Source organism: Cupriavidus necator N-1 (genome assembly GCF_000219215.1).
Classification (GTDB): domain Bacteria; phylum Pseudomonadota; class Gammaproteobacteria; order Burkholderiales; family Burkholderiaceae; genus Cupriavidus; species Cupriavidus necator.
This window is the reverse complement of sequence record NC_015726.1, coordinates 855,928-873,226: the sequence shown is the minus strand read 5'-3', so window position 1 is coordinate 873,226 and position 17,299 is coordinate 855,928. Positions and strand designations below refer to the sequence as shown.

General features: G+C 66.2%; 16 protein-coding genes and 2 pseudogenes. 9 read left to right on the top strand and 9 right to left on the bottom strand.

Going from position 1 to position 17,299, the window contains the following annotated elements:
• The first annotated feature begins 72 nt into the window (after positions 1-72).
• Positions 73-852 (top strand): glycosyltransferase family 2 protein, encoded by a 780-nt coding sequence (locus tag CNE_RS04130; RefSeq protein ID WP_013955887.1) that lies wholly within the window; start codon positions 73-75, stop codon positions 850-852.
• Between the two features lie 37 nt (positions 853-889).
• Positions 890-1,963: a glycosyltransferase family 4 protein gene (locus CNE_RS04125; protein WP_013955886.1), complete on the top strand. Its 1,074-nt coding sequence runs from the start codon at positions 890-892 to the stop codon at positions 1,961-1,963.
• Between the two features lie 19 nt (positions 1,964-1,982).
• Here the strand turns inward: CNE_RS04125 and dnaE are convergent, their stop codons facing one another.
• On the bottom strand, positions 1,983-5,495 hold the full coding sequence (dnaE, locus tag CNE_RS04120; protein WP_041228316.1) for a DNA polymerase III subunit alpha: 3,513 nt from the start codon (positions 5,493-5,495) through the stop codon (positions 1,983-1,985).
• A gap of 208 nt (positions 5,496-5,703) precedes the next feature.
• Between dnaE and CNE_RS04115 the strand changes: the two genes are divergently transcribed.
• The gene (locus CNE_RS04115; RefSeq protein ID WP_013955884.1) at positions 5,704-6,552 is read left to right on the top strand and encodes a sulfurtransferase; all 849 of its coding nucleotides are present in this window, start codon (positions 5,704-5,706) and stop codon (positions 6,550-6,552) included.
• 12 nt (positions 6,553-6,564) lie between these two features.
• On the opposite strand, the gene CNE_RS04110 is transcribed toward CNE_RS04115, so the two are convergent.
• From CNE_RS04110 to rpsP, 5 genes are all read right to left on the bottom strand, one after another.
• Positions 6,565-7,245 (bottom strand): CoA pyrophosphatase, encoded by a 681-nt coding sequence (locus tag CNE_RS04110; RefSeq protein WP_013955883.1) that lies wholly within the window; start codon positions 7,243-7,245, stop codon positions 6,565-6,567.
• A gap of 153 nt (positions 7,246-7,398) precedes the next feature.
• Positions 7,399-7,791, bottom strand: coding sequence for a 50S ribosomal protein L19 (rplS, locus tag CNE_RS04105; RefSeq protein ID WP_013955882.1), 393 nt, complete (start codon positions 7,789-7,791; stop codon positions 7,399-7,401).
• A 75-nt stretch (positions 7,792-7,866) separates the two neighbouring features.
• Positions 7,867-8,649 (bottom strand): tRNA (guanosine(37)-N1)-methyltransferase TrmD, encoded by a 783-nt coding sequence (gene trmD / locus CNE_RS04100; RefSeq protein ID WP_013955881.1) that lies wholly within the window; start codon positions 8,647-8,649, stop codon positions 7,867-7,869.
• Positions 8,650-8,704: 55 nt separating this feature from the next.
• A complete protein-coding gene (rimM, locus tag CNE_RS04095; protein WP_049800598.1) occupies positions 8,705-9,328 on the bottom strand; it encodes a ribosome maturation factor RimM in 624 nt (207 codons plus the stop codon).
• A 111-nt stretch (positions 9,329-9,439) separates the two neighbouring features.
• Positions 9,440-9,694, bottom strand: coding sequence for a 30S ribosomal protein S16 (gene rpsP / locus CNE_RS04090; RefSeq protein ID WP_010812927.1), 255 nt, complete (start codon positions 9,692-9,694; stop codon positions 9,440-9,442).
• A 176-nt stretch (positions 9,695-9,870) separates the two neighbouring features.
• On the opposite strand from rpsP, the gene CNE_RS04085 reads away from it, so the two are divergent.
• The 5 genes from CNE_RS04085 (at position 9,871) to CNE_RS04070 (ending at position 13,566) form a co-directional block, all read left to right on the top strand.
• Complete coding sequence (locus CNE_RS04085) at positions 9,871-10,998, top strand: PQQ-dependent sugar dehydrogenase (RefSeq protein ID WP_013955879.1); 1,128 nt, start codon at positions 9,871-9,873, stop codon at positions 10,996-10,998.
• Positions 10,999-11,151: 153 nt separating this feature from the next.
• Complete coding sequence (locus CNE_RS04080; protein WP_013955877.1) at positions 11,152-11,553, top strand: hypothetical protein; 402 nt, start codon at positions 11,152-11,154, stop codon at positions 11,551-11,553.
• Between the two features lie 298 nt (positions 11,554-11,851).
• On the top strand, positions 11,852-12,007 hold the full coding sequence (locus CNE_RS41680) for a hypothetical protein (RefSeq protein ID WP_013955876.1): 156 nt from the start codon (positions 11,852-11,854) through the stop codon (positions 12,005-12,007).
• A 136-nt stretch (positions 12,008-12,143) separates the two neighbouring features.
• Positions 12,144-12,635 carry an NINE protein gene (locus CNE_RS04075; protein ID WP_013955875.1) on the top strand — a complete coding sequence of 164 codons (492 nt, stop codon included), beginning with the start codon at positions 12,144-12,146 and terminating at the stop codon, positions 12,633-12,635.
• Between the two features lie 22 nt (positions 12,636-12,657).
• Positions 12,658-13,566, top strand: coding sequence for a LysR family transcriptional regulator (locus CNE_RS04070; RefSeq protein WP_013955874.1), 909 nt, complete (start codon positions 12,658-12,660; stop codon positions 13,564-13,566).
• 296 nt (positions 13,567-13,862) lie between these two features.
• Here the strand turns inward: CNE_RS04070 and CNE_RS04065 are convergent.
• Positions 13,863-14,477, bottom strand: a pseudogene (locus CNE_RS04065) (radical SAM protein); the annotation flags it as partial.
• A gap of 75 nt (positions 14,478-14,552) precedes the next feature.
• Here CNE_RS04065 and CNE_RS04055 point away from each other — a divergent pair.
• Positions 14,553-16,105 (top strand): IS3 family transposase gene (locus CNE_RS04055; RefSeq protein ID WP_238553039.1). Its coding sequence is split into 2 segments (ribosomal slippage): positions 14,553-15,015 and positions 15,015-16,105, totalling 1,554 coding nucleotides; the frame shifts between segments, so codons are not numbered across the junction.
• Positions 16,106-16,136: 31 nt separating this feature from the next.
• On the opposite strand, the pseudogene CNE_RS04050 reads toward CNE_RS04055, so the two are convergent.
• Together CNE_RS04050 and CNE_RS04045 are read right to left on the bottom strand one after the other, a co-directional pair.
• A pseudogene (locus CNE_RS04050) lies at positions 16,137-16,745 on the bottom strand (radical SAM protein); the annotation flags it as partial.
• An 11-nt stretch (positions 16,746-16,756) separates the two neighbouring features.
• On the bottom strand, positions 16,757-17,260 hold the full coding sequence (locus tag CNE_RS04045; protein WP_013955869.1) for an Lrp/AsnC ligand binding domain-containing protein: 504 nt from the start codon (positions 17,258-17,260) through the stop codon (positions 16,757-16,759).
• Positions 17,261-17,299 lie beyond the last annotated feature (39 nt).

The following is a 17,299-nucleotide window of genomic DNA, read 5'->3' as shown; positions in this document are numbered from 1 at the left end:
CAGCGCGTGGCGCCGTGGGCGACTCCGGCGGCCCGTCGGTCTTGTCCGACCTGCGTGCCTCCCCTATGTTCCATGAGAGTCTCGGCCGTCATCATTACCAGGAATGAAGCTCACAATATCGGGCCATGCCTCGAAAGCGTGTCCTGGTGCGAAGAGGCGATTATAGTGGATTGGGCCAGCACGGATGACACGGTGGCGATTGCGCGTGCTGCCGGCGCCACTGTCATCCAGACCGACGACTGGCCTGGCTTCGGACCGCAGAAGAACCGTGCGGTTGACGCCGCCACGGGCGACTGGATCCTGAGCCTCGATGCTGATGAACGTGTCACCCCCGCCCTGCGCGACGAGATCCGGGGCCATCTGAAGCGGGCCGACGCCCACGCGCTTGCGCTGCCGCGCCTTTCAGCGTTCTGCGGCACCTTCGTGCGCCACGCAGGCTGGTATCCGGACTATGTGACCCGCGTCTTCCGCAAGGGCCGCGGCCGCTTCACGGATGACCTGGTCCACGAACACCTGAAGGTGGACGACCCGGTCACTCATCTGCGCGAGCCGCTGATCCATTACAGCTACCGCACACTATCAGACGTGCTGCGCAAGATCGACAGCTACTCCAGCGCAGGCGCGCAGCAGGCCTACGCGCGGGGCAAGCGTAGTTCGGTGGCGTCCGCCGCGGGCCACGGCCTGTGGGCCTTCATCCGGACCTACCTGCTCAAGCGAGGCTTCCTGGACGGCAGCGCAGGCTTCGGCGTGGCGCTGATGAATGCGCAGGCAAGCTACTACAAGTACGCCAAGCTGGCGCAGTTGCAGGCCGAAACCGATCTCAAGGCAGCCGCCCCCGAGGTCACCCGTTGAAGCGGCCGGCCGCCCCTCCCCTTTATTCCATGCATCGATGAAAGTTGGCATCTCCTGCAATCGCTTCGGCGCAGGCGGCGGCCTGGAACGCTACGCGCTCGACATCAGCCGCGCGATGGCCGCCCGCGCCGGCACCGAGGTGTCGGTCTACGCGCGCCGCTTCGACACCGGCGTGGCGCAGGCGGCCGGCGTCACGCCGCATCGCATCCTGGTCTCGTGGCTGCCCGGCAAGCTGCGCGACCGCTATTTCTCGTGGCGCCTGCAAGCGCGCCTGCCAGCGGATGAAGTGCTGATCGGCTGCAACCGCGTGCGCGGCTCGGACATCGCCATTTGCGGCGGCACCCACCGCGGCTATCTCGGCGCGCGCGGCACGGAAGCGCGCCGCTCCGACCAGTGGCAGATCGACCTGGAGAGTGCGCAGTATGCTGGCGCGCATCGCGTGGTGGCGCATTCGGCGCTGATGCGCCGCGAGGTGATCGAGCTGTACGGGATGCCGCCGGACCGCGTGGAACTGATCTATCCGCCGGTCGACACGCAGCGCTTCACGCCGGTCGACGCCGACGCGCGCGCCGCGTTGCGCCGTGAGTTCGGTTTCGGTGACGATGAGGTCGTGTTCCTGTTCCCGTCTTCGGGCCATGCCCGCAAGGGTTTCGACCTGCTTGCCGACTATTTCTCTGAATCGGACCTGCCGATCACGCTTGCCGTGGCCGGCCGTCCGGTCGGGCGCACCATCCCGCGGGTACGGGAACTGGGCTACAGCAGCCGCATCGACGCGCTCTACCGCGCCGCGGACTTCACCATCCTGGCTTCGGGCTATGAACCGTTCGGACTGGTCGGCGTGGAATCGGTGCTGTGCGGCACACCGCTGGTCTTTGCCGACAATATTGCCTGCCTGGAGGTGATCCGGCCGCAGGCCGTGCATGCCTTCGCACGCGATCGCGCCGAGACGCTCGACCGCGCGATTCGCGCCGCGGTCGACGCGGCACGCAGCGGCCAGGGCCGGCTGGCGGACCCGATGGCGATGCTCAACTACGATCCGGGCATCGAGGCCCACGTCGACGCGCTGCTAACGCTGGCGGCCAGCGCGCGTGCCGCCCGGCAGGCGGCCTGAGACCGCCGCTGCCGTCGGTTTATTCGTAGAGGGTGCTGACGCTGTCCGGCGACAGTGCCAGCCGCAACGCGGTCAGCGCCTCGTCGGAGGGCACCACCTTCCAGTCCGCTCCGAGCATGGCCTCGCACGAAGCCGCCGCCGACTGGTAGTGGATGCGCACCGGCAAACCCTGCCCGCCGCTGGCGCGGGCCAGGTGCGGCATCAGCAGTTCGCGCAGCATCCCGGTCGAGGAATTGCCATTCATCGCCAGCCGCACCGCGCTGGCGAACTTGAGGCGCGCGGCCACCAGGTCCATCACCGATTCCGCCGTGAACCTCACCCCACCGGTAAACGTATCGTGCCGCGCATTCCCCGTGGCAATCAGCAGCTCGTCCTCGCGGAACATGTGCCGGTTGGCGTCGAACAGCTCGTTGAACACCGTCATCTCGACCAGCCCGGTGCCGTCGTCGAGCGTCACGATCAGCATCTTGCCGCGCTGGGTCATCTGCGTGCGGACGCCGGAGATCACGCCGGCGATGGCCTTGCCGCGCACATCGCGGCCGAAGCCGCCGCCGTTGCCCTGCACTTCCTTTTCCAGCGCGGCCAGCGTGCCCTTGTTGAAGCGGCGCACCTCGTCGCGATAGGCATCGAACAGATGGCCTGAGAAGTAGTAGCCAAGCGCCTGCTTCTCTTCCTGCAGCGCGCGCTTCGGGCTCCAGCGCGGCTCGTCCAGCAACTCTGGGCGGTGCGCTTCGCCGGCATCGCCCATCAGGTCGAACAGCGACACCTGGTTGGCGGACTCCGCCTTCTGCTCGGCGGCCTCCATCGCGATCGGCACCGATGCCAGCAGCTGTGCGCGGTTGTCGTTCAGGCTGTCGAAAGCGCCGGCGCGGATCAATGCCTCAATAGTGCGGCGGTTGACCTGGCGGCGGTCGACGCGTTCGCAGAAGTCGAACAGATCGGTGAAGGGCCGTTCCTCGCGCGCGCGCAGGATGTCTTCGATCGCGCCCTGGCCGCTGCCCTTGATGCCACCCAGGCCATAGCGGATGGTCTTGGAGTCGGTCGGCGCGAAGCGGTATTCGCTGGCGTTGACGTCGGGCGGCAGCACCGCGAGCTTGTTGAGCTTGCAGTCCTCGTAGAGGATCTTGACCTTGTCGGTGTCATCCATGGCCAGCGACATGTTGGCTGCCATGAATTCGGCCGGATGGTGGGCCTTGAGCCAGGCGGTGTAGTACGCCAGCAGTGCGTACGCGGCCGCGTGCGACTTGTTGAAGCCGTAGCCCGCGAACTTCTCCATCAAGTCGAAGATATCGTCGGCCTGCTGCGCGGAGAGACCATTCTTGTCGGCACCTTCGCGGAACATCACGCGGTGCTGCGCCATTTCCTCGGGCTTCTTCTTGCCCATGGCGCGGCGCAGCAGGTCGGCGCCGCCGAGCGAGTAGCCGCCGATGATCTGCGCCATCTGCATCACCTGCTCCTGGTAGACCATGATGCCGTAGGTCTCTTTCAGGACGGGTTCGACGCGCGGATCGGGATACTCCACCTTCTCGCGGCCGTGCTTGCGCGCGCAGAAGCTGGGGATCAGGTCCATCGGGCCCGGGCGGTACAGTGCCACCAGCGCGATGATGTCCTCAAAGCGGTCAGGCTTGGCGTCCTTGAGCATGCCCTGCATGCCGCGGCTTTCCAGCTGGAACACGGCGACGGTGTTGGCAGTCTTCAGGATATCGAAGGCGGGACTGTCGTCGAGCGGGATATGGCTGCAGTTCCAGTCGGCCTTGCTCGGATCGAGGCGGCGGATGTAGCGCTCGGCCCAGTCCAGGATGGTCAGCGTGGTCAGGCCCAGAAAGTCGAACTTCACCAGGCCGGCGGCCTCGACGTCGTCCTTGTCGTACTGGCTGACCACGCCGCTCATGCCGTCGTTCTGCGCGCCCTGCGTGTACAGCGGGCAGAAGTCGGTCAGCCTGCCGGGCGCGATCAGCACTCCGCCGGCGTGCATGCCGACGTTACGCGTCATGCCTTCCACGCGCTGCGCCAGTTCCAGCAACTGGCGAACTTCTTCCTCGTTATTCTCGCGCTCGGTCAGCAGTGGCTCTTCCTTCTTGGCCTCCTCGATGGTGACCAGCTTGCCCGGCTTGAACGGGATCAGCTTGGCGATGCCGTCGACAAAGCCGTAGCCGAGGTCGAGCACGCGGCCCACGTCGCGCACCGCGGCCTTGGCCGCCATGGTGCCGAAGGTGGCGATCTGCGATACCGCGTCCTTGCCGTACTTCTCCTTCACGTAGGTGATCACGCGATCGCGGCCGTGCTGGCAGAAGTCGATGTCGAAGTCAGGCATCGACACCCGTTCTGGGTTCAGGAATCGCTCGAACAGCAGCGCGTACTTGAGCGGATCCAGGTCGGTAATGCCGAGCGCATACGCGACCAGCGAACCGGCGCCCGAACCGCGGCCCGGACCCACCGGCACGCCGTTGTTCTTGGCCCAGTTGATAAAGTCCGCCACGATCAGGAAGTAGCCGGGGAAGCCCATCTTGATGATCGTGCCGGTCTCGAACTCCAGCCGTGCGTAGTATTCCGGGCGCTTCGATTCGCGCACCGCCTCGTCGGGGAACAGCACCGCCAGGCGCTTCTCCAGCCCGTCCTTGGCCATGAAGACCAGGTAGTCGTCCAGCGACATGCCGTCGGGCGTCGGGAACAGCGGCAGGCGCGGCTTGCCCAGCTCCAGCGTCAGGTTGCAGCGGCGCGCGATCTCGACCGCATTCTCCAGTGCCGAGGGGATGTCCGCGAACAGCGCGCACATCTCGTCCTGGGTCTTGAAGTACTGGTCGGTGGTAAAGCGCCGGGTGCGGCGCGGATTGGCCAGCAGCTCGCCCTCGGCGATGCACACGCGCGCCTCGTGCGCGGTGTAGTCGTCCGGCGTCATGAACTGCACCGGATGCGTGGCCACCACCGGCAGTTGCAGTTCAGCCGCCAGCTGCACGGCCTGCTGCACGTAGGCATCGGTGCCGGCATTGCCGGCACGCTGCAGTTCGATGTAGAAGCGCTGCGCGAATACCGTGGACCAATGCTGTGCCGCGCGGCGCGCACCGTCGGCATTGCCGTTGGCCAGCGCCATGCCGATATCGCCACCCATTGCGCCCGACAGGGCGATCAGGCCGGTGGCCAGCGGCAGGTCGTCCTCGCCGGGTTCCAGGAACCAGGCCGGATCGATCTCGGCGCGCCCGCGGTGCTGGTTGCCCAGCCACGCGCGCGACAGCAGCATGCACAGGTTCAGGTAGCCGCGGCGGTCCTGCACCAGCAGCAGCAGGCGCGACGGCTTGTCGCGGTCCTCGGCGTTGGTGAGCCAGACGTCGGCACCGACCACGGGCTTCACGCCGCCGCCGCGCGCCTCCTTGTAGTAACGGATCAGCCCGAAGGCGTTGGCAAGGTCCGTCAGGGCGAGCGCGCCCATGCCATCGGCGGCGGCGGCCTTGACGGCGTCTTCCAGGCGGACGATGCCGTCCACGATGGAATATTCGGAATGCAGGCGGAGGTGTACGAAGCGGGGTGCGGACATGGGCGACATTGTACCGGCTCAGTCCGCTGGCATGCCTCCGATATTGCGTGCAGGCGGCCTCGCGCGAGGGCCCGGCATAGCTGATCGGCGTGCTTGGGAATGCGCGGCGCCGGCGCCCGCACGCGTTATAATTTCGCCTTTCCAATCAGGTAGTTATCGCAAGCCGTCGGCGCCCCTCCCGGACGCGGCCGTGCAGGCGCAGTCTCTCATGCAGATCGTCAATATTTCCGCTTACAAATTCGTCTCGCTGGACGACATCGAGACCCTGCGCCCGGCCATGCGCGAGCGCTGCGAAGCGGCCGGCCTGAAAGGCACGATCCTGCTCGCGCCCGAGGGCATCAACATGTTCCTGGCGGGCCCGCGCGCTGCCATCGACGGCTTCATGGCCTGGCTGCATGCCGATGCGCGCTTTGCCGATATCGTGCCCAAGGAAAGCCTGTCGGAAAACCAGCCCTTCAAGCGCATGCTGGTGCGCGCCAAGAAGGAAATCATCACCATGAAGATGCCGCTGATCCGCCCCGAGGAAGGCCGCGCGCCGTCAGTGCGGCCGGCCGACCTGAAGCGCTGGCTGGACCAGGGGCACGACGACGAAGGCCGTCCGGTGGTGATGCTGGACACGCGCAATGATTTCGAAGTCGCGGTTGGCACGTTCGAAGACGCCGTCGAATACGACATCGCCAAGTTCAGCGAATTTCCCGAGGCAGTGGCGGCCCACAAGGGTGAGCTGGAAGGCAAGACCGTGGTGTCGTTCTGCACCGGCGGCATCCGCTGCGAGAAGGCGGCGATCCATATGCAGGAAGCCGGCATCGAGCGCGTGTACCAGCTCGAGGGCGGCATCCTGAAGTACTTCGAGGAGGTCGGCGGCAGCCACTATCGCGGCGACTGCTTCGTCTTTGACTACCGCACCGCGCTGAACCCCAACCTGGAGCCTGCCGGCCCCAAGCAATGCTTTGCCTGCCGCGCGGTGGTCACGCCGCAGGAGCAGCAAAGCCCGCACTACGTGGTCGGCAAGAGCTGCCCCCACTGCATCGGCAGCAAGGACCAGGCCGCAGCCTAAGAACCCGGCAGCTCAGGCCGCCAGCAGGTGGTAAAGATTGCGCAGCATGCCCGCGGTGGCGCCCCAGATAAAGCGGTGGCCGCCTGTCTCGCGCGGATAGGGCATGGCGTAGAACACCCGTTCGCCATCGACCCAGCGGAACAGGCGCCGTTCATGGTGGGACGGGTCCATCAGGAACGCGAGCGGCACTTCGAAGACGTCGGCGACTTCCGAGGCATCGGGGCGCAGCGTGAAACCGTCACGCACCAGCCCTACCACGGGGCTCACGTGGAAACCGGTGCCGGTGATGTAGTCCGGCAGCGCACCCAGCACTTCCACATAGTCGCGCGCCAGGCCCACCTCTTCTTCCGTCTCGCGCAGCGCCGTGTCGATTCGGTTGACATCCCATGACTCCTGCCTCCCGCCCGGGAAGCTGATCTGCCCGGCATGCGCGCTCAGGTTGGCATTGCGCTGCGTCAGCAGCACCGTCAGGCCGTCATGGCGCTCCACCAGCGGCACCAGCACGGCGGCGTCGCGCAGCCCGCGGCTGCGGTCATAGACACGCGATTCATCGGTCAGCTCCGGCGCCCAGGCCGGCGGCACCTGGAAGCGGTGCCGGATAAAGTCCACCTGCAACCGCGGCGCGCTCAGGGCGCTGTTGCGCAGGTCGGTGTCGATGACGGGAAGGGATTCGGGATCGAAAGCAGGACGCATAAGATCGCAAGTATGACAGAAGCGCGCATTCTCGCGCCGCAGCAAAAATGCCCGCCGCTTCCAACGTTTGCGCCGCGCCAATGCAAAAAGGGCACCCTGGGGTGCCCTTCCTGAGGAAACGCTGGCCGGGCTGCCCCGGCCGGCATGCCCAGCTTACTGCGCAGCCTTGGCAGCGACAGCAGCCTTCGACACCAGCTTTTCCTTGATACGTGCGGACTTGCCCGAACGCTGGCGCAGGTAGTACAGCTTCGCACGACGCACGTCGCCGCGACGCTTCACTTCGATGCCGGCAATCAGCGGCGAGTACAGCTGGAACGTACGTTCCACGCCTTCACCCGACGAGATCTTGCGCACGATGAAGGACGAATTCAGGCCGCGGTTGCGCTTGGCAATCACGACGCCTTCGTAGGCCTGCACGCGCTTGCGGGTACCTTCCACCACGTTCACGTTGACGATCACGGTGTCGCCAGGTGCGAATGCGGGGATGGTCTTGTTCGCGGTCAGACGCGCGATCTCTTCCTTCTCGATCTGCTCGATGATGTTCATCGTTTTTTCTCCGTAACCATCGTGCCGGCGTTGTATGCCCCAGGCATTGCCCGGGCCCCGGCAGAGGATGGGGTTTTACCTGGCGGGGGTCTCCCCCCGCCCTTCCTTCGCCGCCCATTCCGACAAGAATTTCTCGTCGGCGCGGGTCAGCAAACCTTGTTCGCGAGCGGCCTCGATCAGGTCGGGGCGCTTGCTCGCGGTATTGGCCAGCGCCTGCTGGCGCCGCCATTTCTCGATCTCGGCGTGATGGCCCCCGAGCAGGATCTCGGGAACCCGCACGCCTTCATATTCTTCCGGCCGCGTGTAGTGCGGACAATCCAGCAGGCCATTGACGAAACTGTCCTGCACGGCGGACTGCGCATCGCCCAGCACGCCGGGCAAGTGCCGCACCACGGCGTCGATCAGCGCCATCGCCGGCAGCTCGCCGCCCGACAGCACAAAGTCGCCGAGGCTGATTTCCTCGTCCACGCGGCGGTCGATCAGCCGCTGGTCGATGGCCTCATACCTGCCGCACAGCAAGACCAGGCCCGGCCGTTCGGCCAGCTCCATCACCCTGGCATGCGACAGCGTCTTGCCCTGCGGCGACATCAGCACCACATGCGGCTTCGGCACGCCGGCCTGCGCCTGCGCCGCCACCGCGGCATCGATCGCATCATCCAGCGGCTTGGCCAGCATCACCATGCCGGGACCGCCGCCGTAAGGACGATCATCGATGGTGCGGTAGTTGTCGACCGTGAAATCACGCGGATTCCAAGTGCGCAAGCCATAGCGCTGCTGCTTGGCCGCCCGGCTGGTGATACCCCAGTCGGTCAGCGCGCGAAACATGTCGGGAAACAGCGTGATCACATCGAACTGCATCCGCTCTCTCCCAATCCCAATCCTGCGCCAATCCCGCACCATCGCGGGCACAGGCTCAGTAGTCGAGCCCCCAGTCCACCACGATGCGCCTGCCCGCGGTATCCACCGAGCGCAGGAACGCATCGACAAACGGAATCAGCCGTTCACCGGCTTTGCCGTCAGGGAGCACGCAGGCCACCTGCAGGATCTGGTGGGCACCGTTGTCGATCAGCCCGGACACCTCGCCCAGCAACTCGCCTTGCTCGTTGCTGACGGTGCAGCCGATCAGGTCGACCCAGTAGAACTCATCTTCTTCCGGCGCGGGAAAATCCGCACGCCGGATCCACACGCGACGGCCCTTGAGCGCTTCCGCAAGATTGCGGTCGGCCACGCCGGACGCTTGCGCCACGACGGTGCCGCTGTGCTCGCGCGACTGCGCGATCTTTACGCAGACGGGCTGGGCACGCGACGCATCGGCCACCACCAGCCCCGCCTGCGGCGGTGCCAGCAGCCACCAGCGGCGGGCATGCAGCAGGGCCGAAGCATCATCGGCATGCGGCAAGACCTTGATCCAGCCGCGGATGCCGTATGCAGCGCCAATATAGCCGACCTCTACCAGGTCTTCCGGCAGGGGGTCGGCATACAGGAGCGCCGCGGGCAGTTTGCAAGCCTTTTGCGGCTCGCCCTGGGGCTGAACCAGCGGTCGGTTCAGCGGCCGGGCGGCGCCCTGCTTTCGTTCAGTCACGTGTGCAATAAGAACACGCCCCGCCGGCCGTAAAAACGGTTCGACGGGGCGCGCTGCAGGCGACTATCAGGCAGCAGCCTTGGCGGCGCCTTGCTTGACCAAGCGGGCAACGGTCGGCGACAGCTGGGCGCCAACGCCTTGCCAGTAGGCCAGGCGGTCTTGCGCCAGGCGCAGGCCTTCTTCACCTTCCGTAGCCAGCGGGTTGTAGAAACCAACGCGCTCAATGAAACGACCATCGCGACGGTTGCGCGAGTCGGTGGCGACGATGTTGAAGAACGGGCGCTTCTTGCTGCCGCCGCGAGCCAGACGGATAACGACCATGGAATGATTCCTCAGAAAACGGGGTGTTCGAAACGGGGTGTTCGAGGACGTTCGAACACGAAACGCAAGAGTATAGCCCAGTTACCGAGGCCAAACAAACACTTAGGTGAACTTAGGCGATTGACGCGCGCCTGCCGTGCAGGCATCGTGGCAAAAACCGCGACAGGAGGCCCGACATGCGCCCGGCTCTGCACTTCATGGCACGCACCGTGCAGCCCGCGGCCCTGCTCGCCATTGTACTGCTGGCAGGCACCGGGTCCGCGCCGGCCGCCCTGCCGCTGGACCAGGTCCGGCTGCCGCCTGGTTTCCGCATCGAGGTGCTGACGCAGGACGTGCCAGGCGCGCGCGCCATGGCGATGTCGCCGTCGGGCACGCTCTTCGTCGGCTCGCGCGGCGAAGGCAAGGTCTACGCGGTGACCGACGCGCTGGGGGCCCGGCCGCGCGTGCGCACGGTCGCCACCGGGCTGCGCATGCCGGCCGGCGTGGCCTTGCACGACGGCAGCCTGTACGCGTCCTCGGTGTCGAAGATCGTGCGGATCGACCATATCGAGGCCAGCCTCGACAAGCCGCCGGCACCAACGGTGGTGAGCGACCGCTTCCCCACGGACGGGCACCATGGCTGGAAATTCATCGCCTTCGGTCCCGACGGCTATCTCTACGTGCCGGTCGGCGCGCCATGCAACATCTGCGCGCCCGACGAGAACCGCTACGCCAACATCATGAAGATGAAGCCCGACGGCAGCGACCTGCAGGTGGTGGCACGCGGCGTGCGCAACACCGTCGGCTTCGACTGGCACCCGGCCACGCGCGAACTGTGGTTCACCGACAACGGCCGCGACCGCATGGGCGACGATCTGCCCGACGACGAACTCAACCGCGCCACCGCTGCCGGCCAGCATTTCGGCTACCCGTACTGCCATGCCGGCAAGGTTGCCGATCCCGAATATGGCAGCCAGCGCTCCTGCGCCGAGTTCGTGCCGCCGGTGGCCCTGCTGGGTGCGCACGTGGCGGCCCTGGGCATGCGCTTCTATACCGGCACGCAATTCCCGGCGCCCTACCGCAACAACGTCTTCATTGCCGAGCACGGCAGCTGGGACCGCAGCGAGCCGTCCGGCTACCGCGTGGTCCGGGTGGTGCTCGACGATGCCGGCAAGGCGGTGCACCAGGAGGTGTTCGCGCAGGGCTGGCTGCGCGGTGGCAGGCCGTGGGGCCGCCCGGTCGACGTCCTGGTTGCACCGGACGGTTCGCTGCTGGTCAGCGACGACCTTGCCGGGGCCATTTACCGCATCCGCTACCGGCCCTGAACCCCGCTGAAAACCCCACGGAAAGGGGGCCCGGGTGGCCGAAACAATCCGTTACACCGGTAACGGGATTGGCATAGGCGCCCCGATGGCCCATGCGTACCATGAACCCATCTTCCAACAGCAACACAGCGCGTCAGGAACCTGGGAATCCGCATGCTCACCCGCTCTCTCCTGCGCGACCTGGTGGCTGGCATCCTGGTGGCCTCGGGCCTGGTCGGCGCGGTTGCCGCCAGCCATGCCCAGGTCGCGTTCTGGCAACAAGTACGGCCCGATGGCCGCTCCGCTCGGATGCAGCCGCAGCCCCGCGACGGCTGGCAGATGGCCAGCGTGCGCGCCGAGAGCCGCGAGCACGTGCAAGCCCAGATCGACCGCATGGAAGCACGCGCCCGTGCCGACGACCGCCTGAGCGGGCGCCGCGCCGCGCTGGCTGGTGCCCGCGACGATAACCGCGGCCGGGGCCAGGAACGCGACAACCCCAATGAAGCCCGCAACGACTCCCGGCCAGGCAACGTCGGCCCCGGCTGGCAGGCACGCGGCCGCGACAATGGCCGATAAAGGTCGCTGCTGACGGCTGTCGGCGCAACCCCGCCCATTGCCGCACGGCCCAACGGTCTTTCGGCTGTTCACGGAACTCCTCCCCCGCTCCCCCTGTCTCTATTTAAGTGTGTGCCCCGCTTTCCGGGTGCCACGCACAGGCTGCCGCCCGGCGCTGTCCGGGGCTCACAGCGTGCCGTCCAGTGCAGACGGCAATCGAACTGACCTGCCTCTGCCCGACACCTCCTGCCGGACCCGATCAAGACGGCCCGGGCGCAGCCTCCAGAAAGACAATAACAATAATTCTGTGAGGTTTATCATGTCATCCCTTCTTAGCGACCTGGCCGAACACGCCGGCCAGTTATCGCTGTCAATCCTGTTCATGGGCATCCTGACCCTGGTCCTCTACGGCGAAACCCATATCAGCGAGCACGCGGTGGCCTTCCTGGACGGCCTGCAGTCAGGCTGGCATTAGCGCCGTCCTGCGCGTCTTCTGACGCACTTCCCTTTCTTGCGCTGACTGCCGGCGTACAATGTGGGCCGGCCGGTACCCGTGTGCCGCCGTTCCTGTGCCGGTGCATTGCCGGCCCGCAACCGCCGGATATCCGACCATGCCAGCAGCCACGCCAGCCCGCCATGCCTCCACGCTCGCCTCGCCGCCCGCGCGCGGCAAATCGAAGCTGCTGACCGTGGCGCTGGCGTTCCTGTTCGGCAGCCTGGGCGCGCATCGCTTCTACCTGGGCGGCCTGCGCGACCCGTATGGCTGGACGCACCTGCTGGCGCTGCTGGCGGGCGCGATCGGCGTGGCCTCGATGGCGGCCGGCGCGGGCACCCCGGTCCTGAACTGGACCTTCGCCGTCGCCGGCGGAGCCTCCGTCATCAGCGCCTTCTTGGCGGCCATCGTCTATGGGCTGCGCCCGGACGACAAATGGGATGCACGCTTCAACCAGCTCGGCAAACCTACGCGCTCCGGCTGGCCGGTGGTGATTCTGGTGATCCTGTCGCTGCTGATCGGCACCGGCCTGCTGATGGCCGGGCTGGCGATCAGCTTCCAGACCTTCTTCGAATCGCAGGTCGAGGCCGCCCGCGCGTTGTCGCAATAACGGCCGCGGCGGCATTGGCGCCGTGCATTTCGACCTGCTCGACATTGCCGTCTTCGTCCGCGCCGCGGCGCTGGGCAACCTGTCGGCCGCCGCGCGCGACCTGGGCTTGTCCACCTCTACCGCCAGCGCCCGCCTGGGCCGGCTGGAACAGTCCCTGGGCAGCCGCCTGTTGCATCGCACCACACGCCGGCTGGCACTCACCGCCGACGGCGAACGCTTCCTGCCGCATGCGGAGCAGTTGCTTGCCACCGCGGATCTGGCCAGCGAATCGGTCGGCACCAGCGCCGAGCACCCGCGCGGGCAGTTGCGCGTGACCGCGCCGGCGTCCTTCGGGCGCCAGCATGTCTCGCCGGCGCTGCCGGAATTCCTTGCCGCTTATCCCGACATCACGCTTGACTTGCGCCTGACCGACCAGGTGATCGGACTGGTCGATGCCAGCATCGACGTGGCGCTGCGCATGGGCGTGCTGCCCGATTCCACGCTGGTGGCACGCGCGCTCGCACCCAGCCACCGCGTGATCTGCGCCTCACCCGCCTACCTGCACCGCCATGGCGTGCCGCGCCACCCGGACGACCTGCGCCAGCACAACTGCCTGGTGCTGGCCGACCAGTCGGCGTGGCGCTTCAATACGCCGCTGGGCGAGACCGTGGTGAACGTCCGCGGCAACCTGCGCGTGGATAACGGCGAAGTGCTGCGCGACGCGGTGGTGGCCGGCGTCGGCATCTCGCTCAAGTCGACTTGGGATGTGGGCCCGCTGTTGCGCAGCGGCGCGCTGGAGACAGTGCTGGACGAATACCCAGTGGTGCCGGCAGTGTCGATCTGGGCAGTGTTTCCCAGCCGGCACCTGGTACCGCCCAAGACACGCGCCTTCGTGGACTTCTTCGCCGAGCGCTTCGGCAACCCGCCCTATTGGGACCGGCCCGATACCTAGAGCGCACTGCGCGCTTGCGCACGATCAAGGCCGGCGCAAACGGCGGCTCTCCTTTCCGCCAATTCGCCCATACTGGTAGAGCCGTCCGATCCCGGCGGTGTCACGCGCGGCGGGGCCACACCCTGGCGCAAAGGAGCAAGCATCGACATGCCAACCTATGAGGAAGGACGCCTGGCGGCGATCGCTGTCAGGCTGGCGCTGTCCTCGGGACTGCCGCCATCGAGCGCGAAGGCCGCGCTGGAACTCGCCAGCAGCATGATCGGCGACCAGCTGGCCACCGAGCGCGCTCAGAAGACTCAGAACAGCGAACCCTGCGGATCGTCCTTGCCGCGGGGCCCCCTGACTGGCGGGCGGAAACGCGACGTATCCAGCTCGAACCGGTTGTAACGAAACCCTAGCCGTTCGGCGGCCTTGTAGAAACGCTGGCGCAGCAAGTCCGCCCACACGCCCGTACCGCGCATGCGCGAGGCAAAGCTGGCATCGTAGGCTTTGCCCTCGCGCATGTCGCGCACGCGGTTCATCACCCGTTCCGCGCGGTCGGGAAAATGCGCCAGCAGCCATTCCTCGAACAGCGGCCGCACTTCCCAGGGCAGCCGCAGCACGATGTAGTTTGCATAGACGGCGCCCGCTTCGTGCGCCGCTTCCAATACACGCTCCAGGTCGGGTTCCGTGATGAACGGGATCACCGGGGCGATGCTCACACCCACCGGGATGCCGGCGTCGGTCAGCGTGCGGATGGTGCGCAGCCGGCGTGACGGCGTGGCCGCGCGCGGCTCCAGCGTGCGCGCGATGCCGGCATCCAGCGTGGTGATGGTGACCGCCGCCACCGCCAGCCGCTTCGCCGCCATCGGCGCGAGCAGGTCGATATCGCGCTCGATCAGCGACGACTTGGTAATCAGCGCCACCGGGTGGCCCCCGGCGTCAGAATTGTTGTCGTGTCACCTGATTTCGATTGACCCAGTCTGGGGGCGGTAGAGTCAGAGTGAATGAGAGCCTATTCAGCAGAGAGAAAGGAAGCGCTGTTGCGTCGCATGATGCCCCCCGAGAACGCGTTGGTGTCGGCGTTGGCAAGGGAGACGGGAGTTGCGGAGCAGACGTTGTATGCTTGGCGTCGACAGATGAAAGCGCAAGGAGTCCCGGTGCCGGGAGATGGAAAGAACCCCGAGGCGTGGTCCTCGGAGGACAAGTTTGCGGTGGTACTGGAAACCGCGCCGCTCAATGAAGCGGAATTGGCGGAGTATTGCCGCCGCAAGGGTCTTTACGCGGAGCAGATCGCTGCCTGGCGGGAGGCCTGTCGCTCGGCCAATGCCAACGCCGGTGAACAGGCGCGAGAACAACGACTTCAGTCCAAGGGTGACAAGAAGCGCATCCAGCAGCTTGAGAAGGAATTACAGCGAAAGGAGAAGGCGCTGGCGGAGGCGGCCGCATTGCTCATCCTGAGAAAAAAAGCCCAGGCGATTTGGGGAGAAAAAGAGGACGACTGATCAACGTCCCAGATCGCCGATTGTGTATATCGTTGATTCGTGAGGCAGAACGCTCTGGCTGCCGACTGGCACAGGCTTGCGACGAGTTGGGTCTGAGCTTGCGCACCTTCCAGCGCTGGGTTCGAGAAGGCGACGAGGTGGTCGCAGATGCTCGCACCACCACTGTGCGGCCAGCGCCAGCCAACAAGCTAAGCAAGGCGGAACGCCAGCAGATTCTTGCGGTGGCCAACAGCGTGGAGTTTGCCAGTTTGCCGCCCAGCCAGATCGTACCGACGCTGGCGGACCGCGGCCAGTACGTGGCCTCGGAGTCGAGCTTCTATCGTGTCTTGCGTAGCGCGTCGCAGCAGCATCACCGCGGTCGTGCGCGCAAGCCCTCGGCGCGGGTGGTGACCAGCCATTGCGCCACCGGACCCAATCAGGTGTGGAGCTGGGACATTACCTGGATGCCGGCAGCAATCAAGGGCCAGTATTACTACTGGTACATGATGCTGGACGTGTTCAGCCGCAAGATCGTCGGTCATGAAGTGCATCGGGCGGAGTCGGCGGAGTTGGCGGCGTTGCTCATGCGGCGAGCCAGTTTGGCCGAAGGTCTGGCTGGACGTCCTCTGGTTCTGCACTCGGATAACGGCAGTCCAATGAAGGGCGCGACGATGCTCGCCACCCTGGAAAACCTGGGGGTGGTCGCTTCGTTCAGCCGGCCGCGCGTGAGCAATGACAACCCCTACGCCGAGTCGCTGTTCCGGACCTGCAAGTATCGGCCGGACTACCCGCGCCAAGCATTCGGCAGCGTGGACGAGGCGCGTGCATGGACGCAGCGATTTGTGCGTTGGTACAACCACGTGCACAAGCATAGTGGGCTGAAATTCGTGACACCGGCGCAGCGCCACGGTGGCGTAGCCGCGGCGGTGCTGGCGCACCGTGAAGCAGTCTATGCTGAGGCTAAGGCCAGAACGCCCAAGCGTTGGTCCGGGCCGACACGGAACTGGAGTTTGGCAGACGAAGTCTGGCTCAATCCGGAACGGATTGAGCCAGCAGAACTAAAGCAGGTTGCGTGAGGTGACGTGACAACTACGTTGACAATCGCCGGTGGTCACACTCGCTCAGAACCTCAAGCAGGCCGCGCGTGATGCGCTGTTCGCGCTCGATCGGCTGGTAGGCGTCGGTGTTGACGCCCAGCGCGATGGTCTCGCAGCGGTACGACGGCCGTGCCAGCGCCTCGCGCAGCCGCTCGGCGGCATTGGTTTTGGCATAAAGCTGCGTTTCAAAGTCCAGCCCCGGCGACAGGTCCAGGTAGGCGTGCGTCGGCCGGGCGAAGCAGTAGATGCAGCCGTGCTCGCAACCGCGGTAGGGGTTGAGCGAGACATCGAACGGGATGTCGGGCGATGCATTGCGCGTCAGGACAGAACGGGCGCGCTCGATATGGACTTCCGTGCGCAGCGGCGGCAGCGGGGCGGCTTCCGGCGACGGGGCGGCCTCGATGGTATGCGGTGCCTCTTCCGGTGCACTGCCCCAGCCATCGTCGAACGCTTCGCGCAGGTCGCGCTCGAAACGTCCCTGCAGGTTGCTCACGGCGCCCCGGCCCTTGCGCGCCACGGGCGGCCGCGGGCCTGCCTGCGGCGCGAGTGCATCCGGGTCGGCATCGGGCCGCGTCGGGCGGCCGCTGGCGGGCTTGGGTTTTTGCGGAGGGCGCTCCATGCTGGCCTTGGTCACACTGCCTGGCTCTTCTCCTCGACGGAAATCGCCAGTGTCTCCTTGATCTCTTCCATCACCACATAGCTCTTCGACTGCGCTGCGCCGGGCAGCTGCAGCAGGATATCGCCCAGCAGCCGGCGGTATTCGCCGATCTCGCGGATGCGCGCCTTGATCAGGTAGTCGAAATCGCCCGAGACCAGGTGGCATTCCAGCACTTCCGGGATGCGCAGCACCTCGCGCCGGAACTGCTCGAACATATTGCCCGACTTGTTGCCCAGCGAGATCTCGACGAACACCAGTAGCGCGCTGCCCAGCAGTGCCGGGTTCAGCCGTGCGTAGTAGCCCATGATGACACCATCGCGCTCCAGGCGCTTAACGCGCTCGATGCAGGGCGTGATGGTCAGCCCGACCGCTTCGGCGAGGTCCTTCATCGACATCCTGCCGTCGCTTTGCAGCGCCATCAGGATCTTGCGGTCGAGCCGGTCGAGGGTGCGCATGGGCTGGCGACTCGTTCTCATGAGTTTTTCCTGTTTTCCGGAGAAATTCGATAACAATGA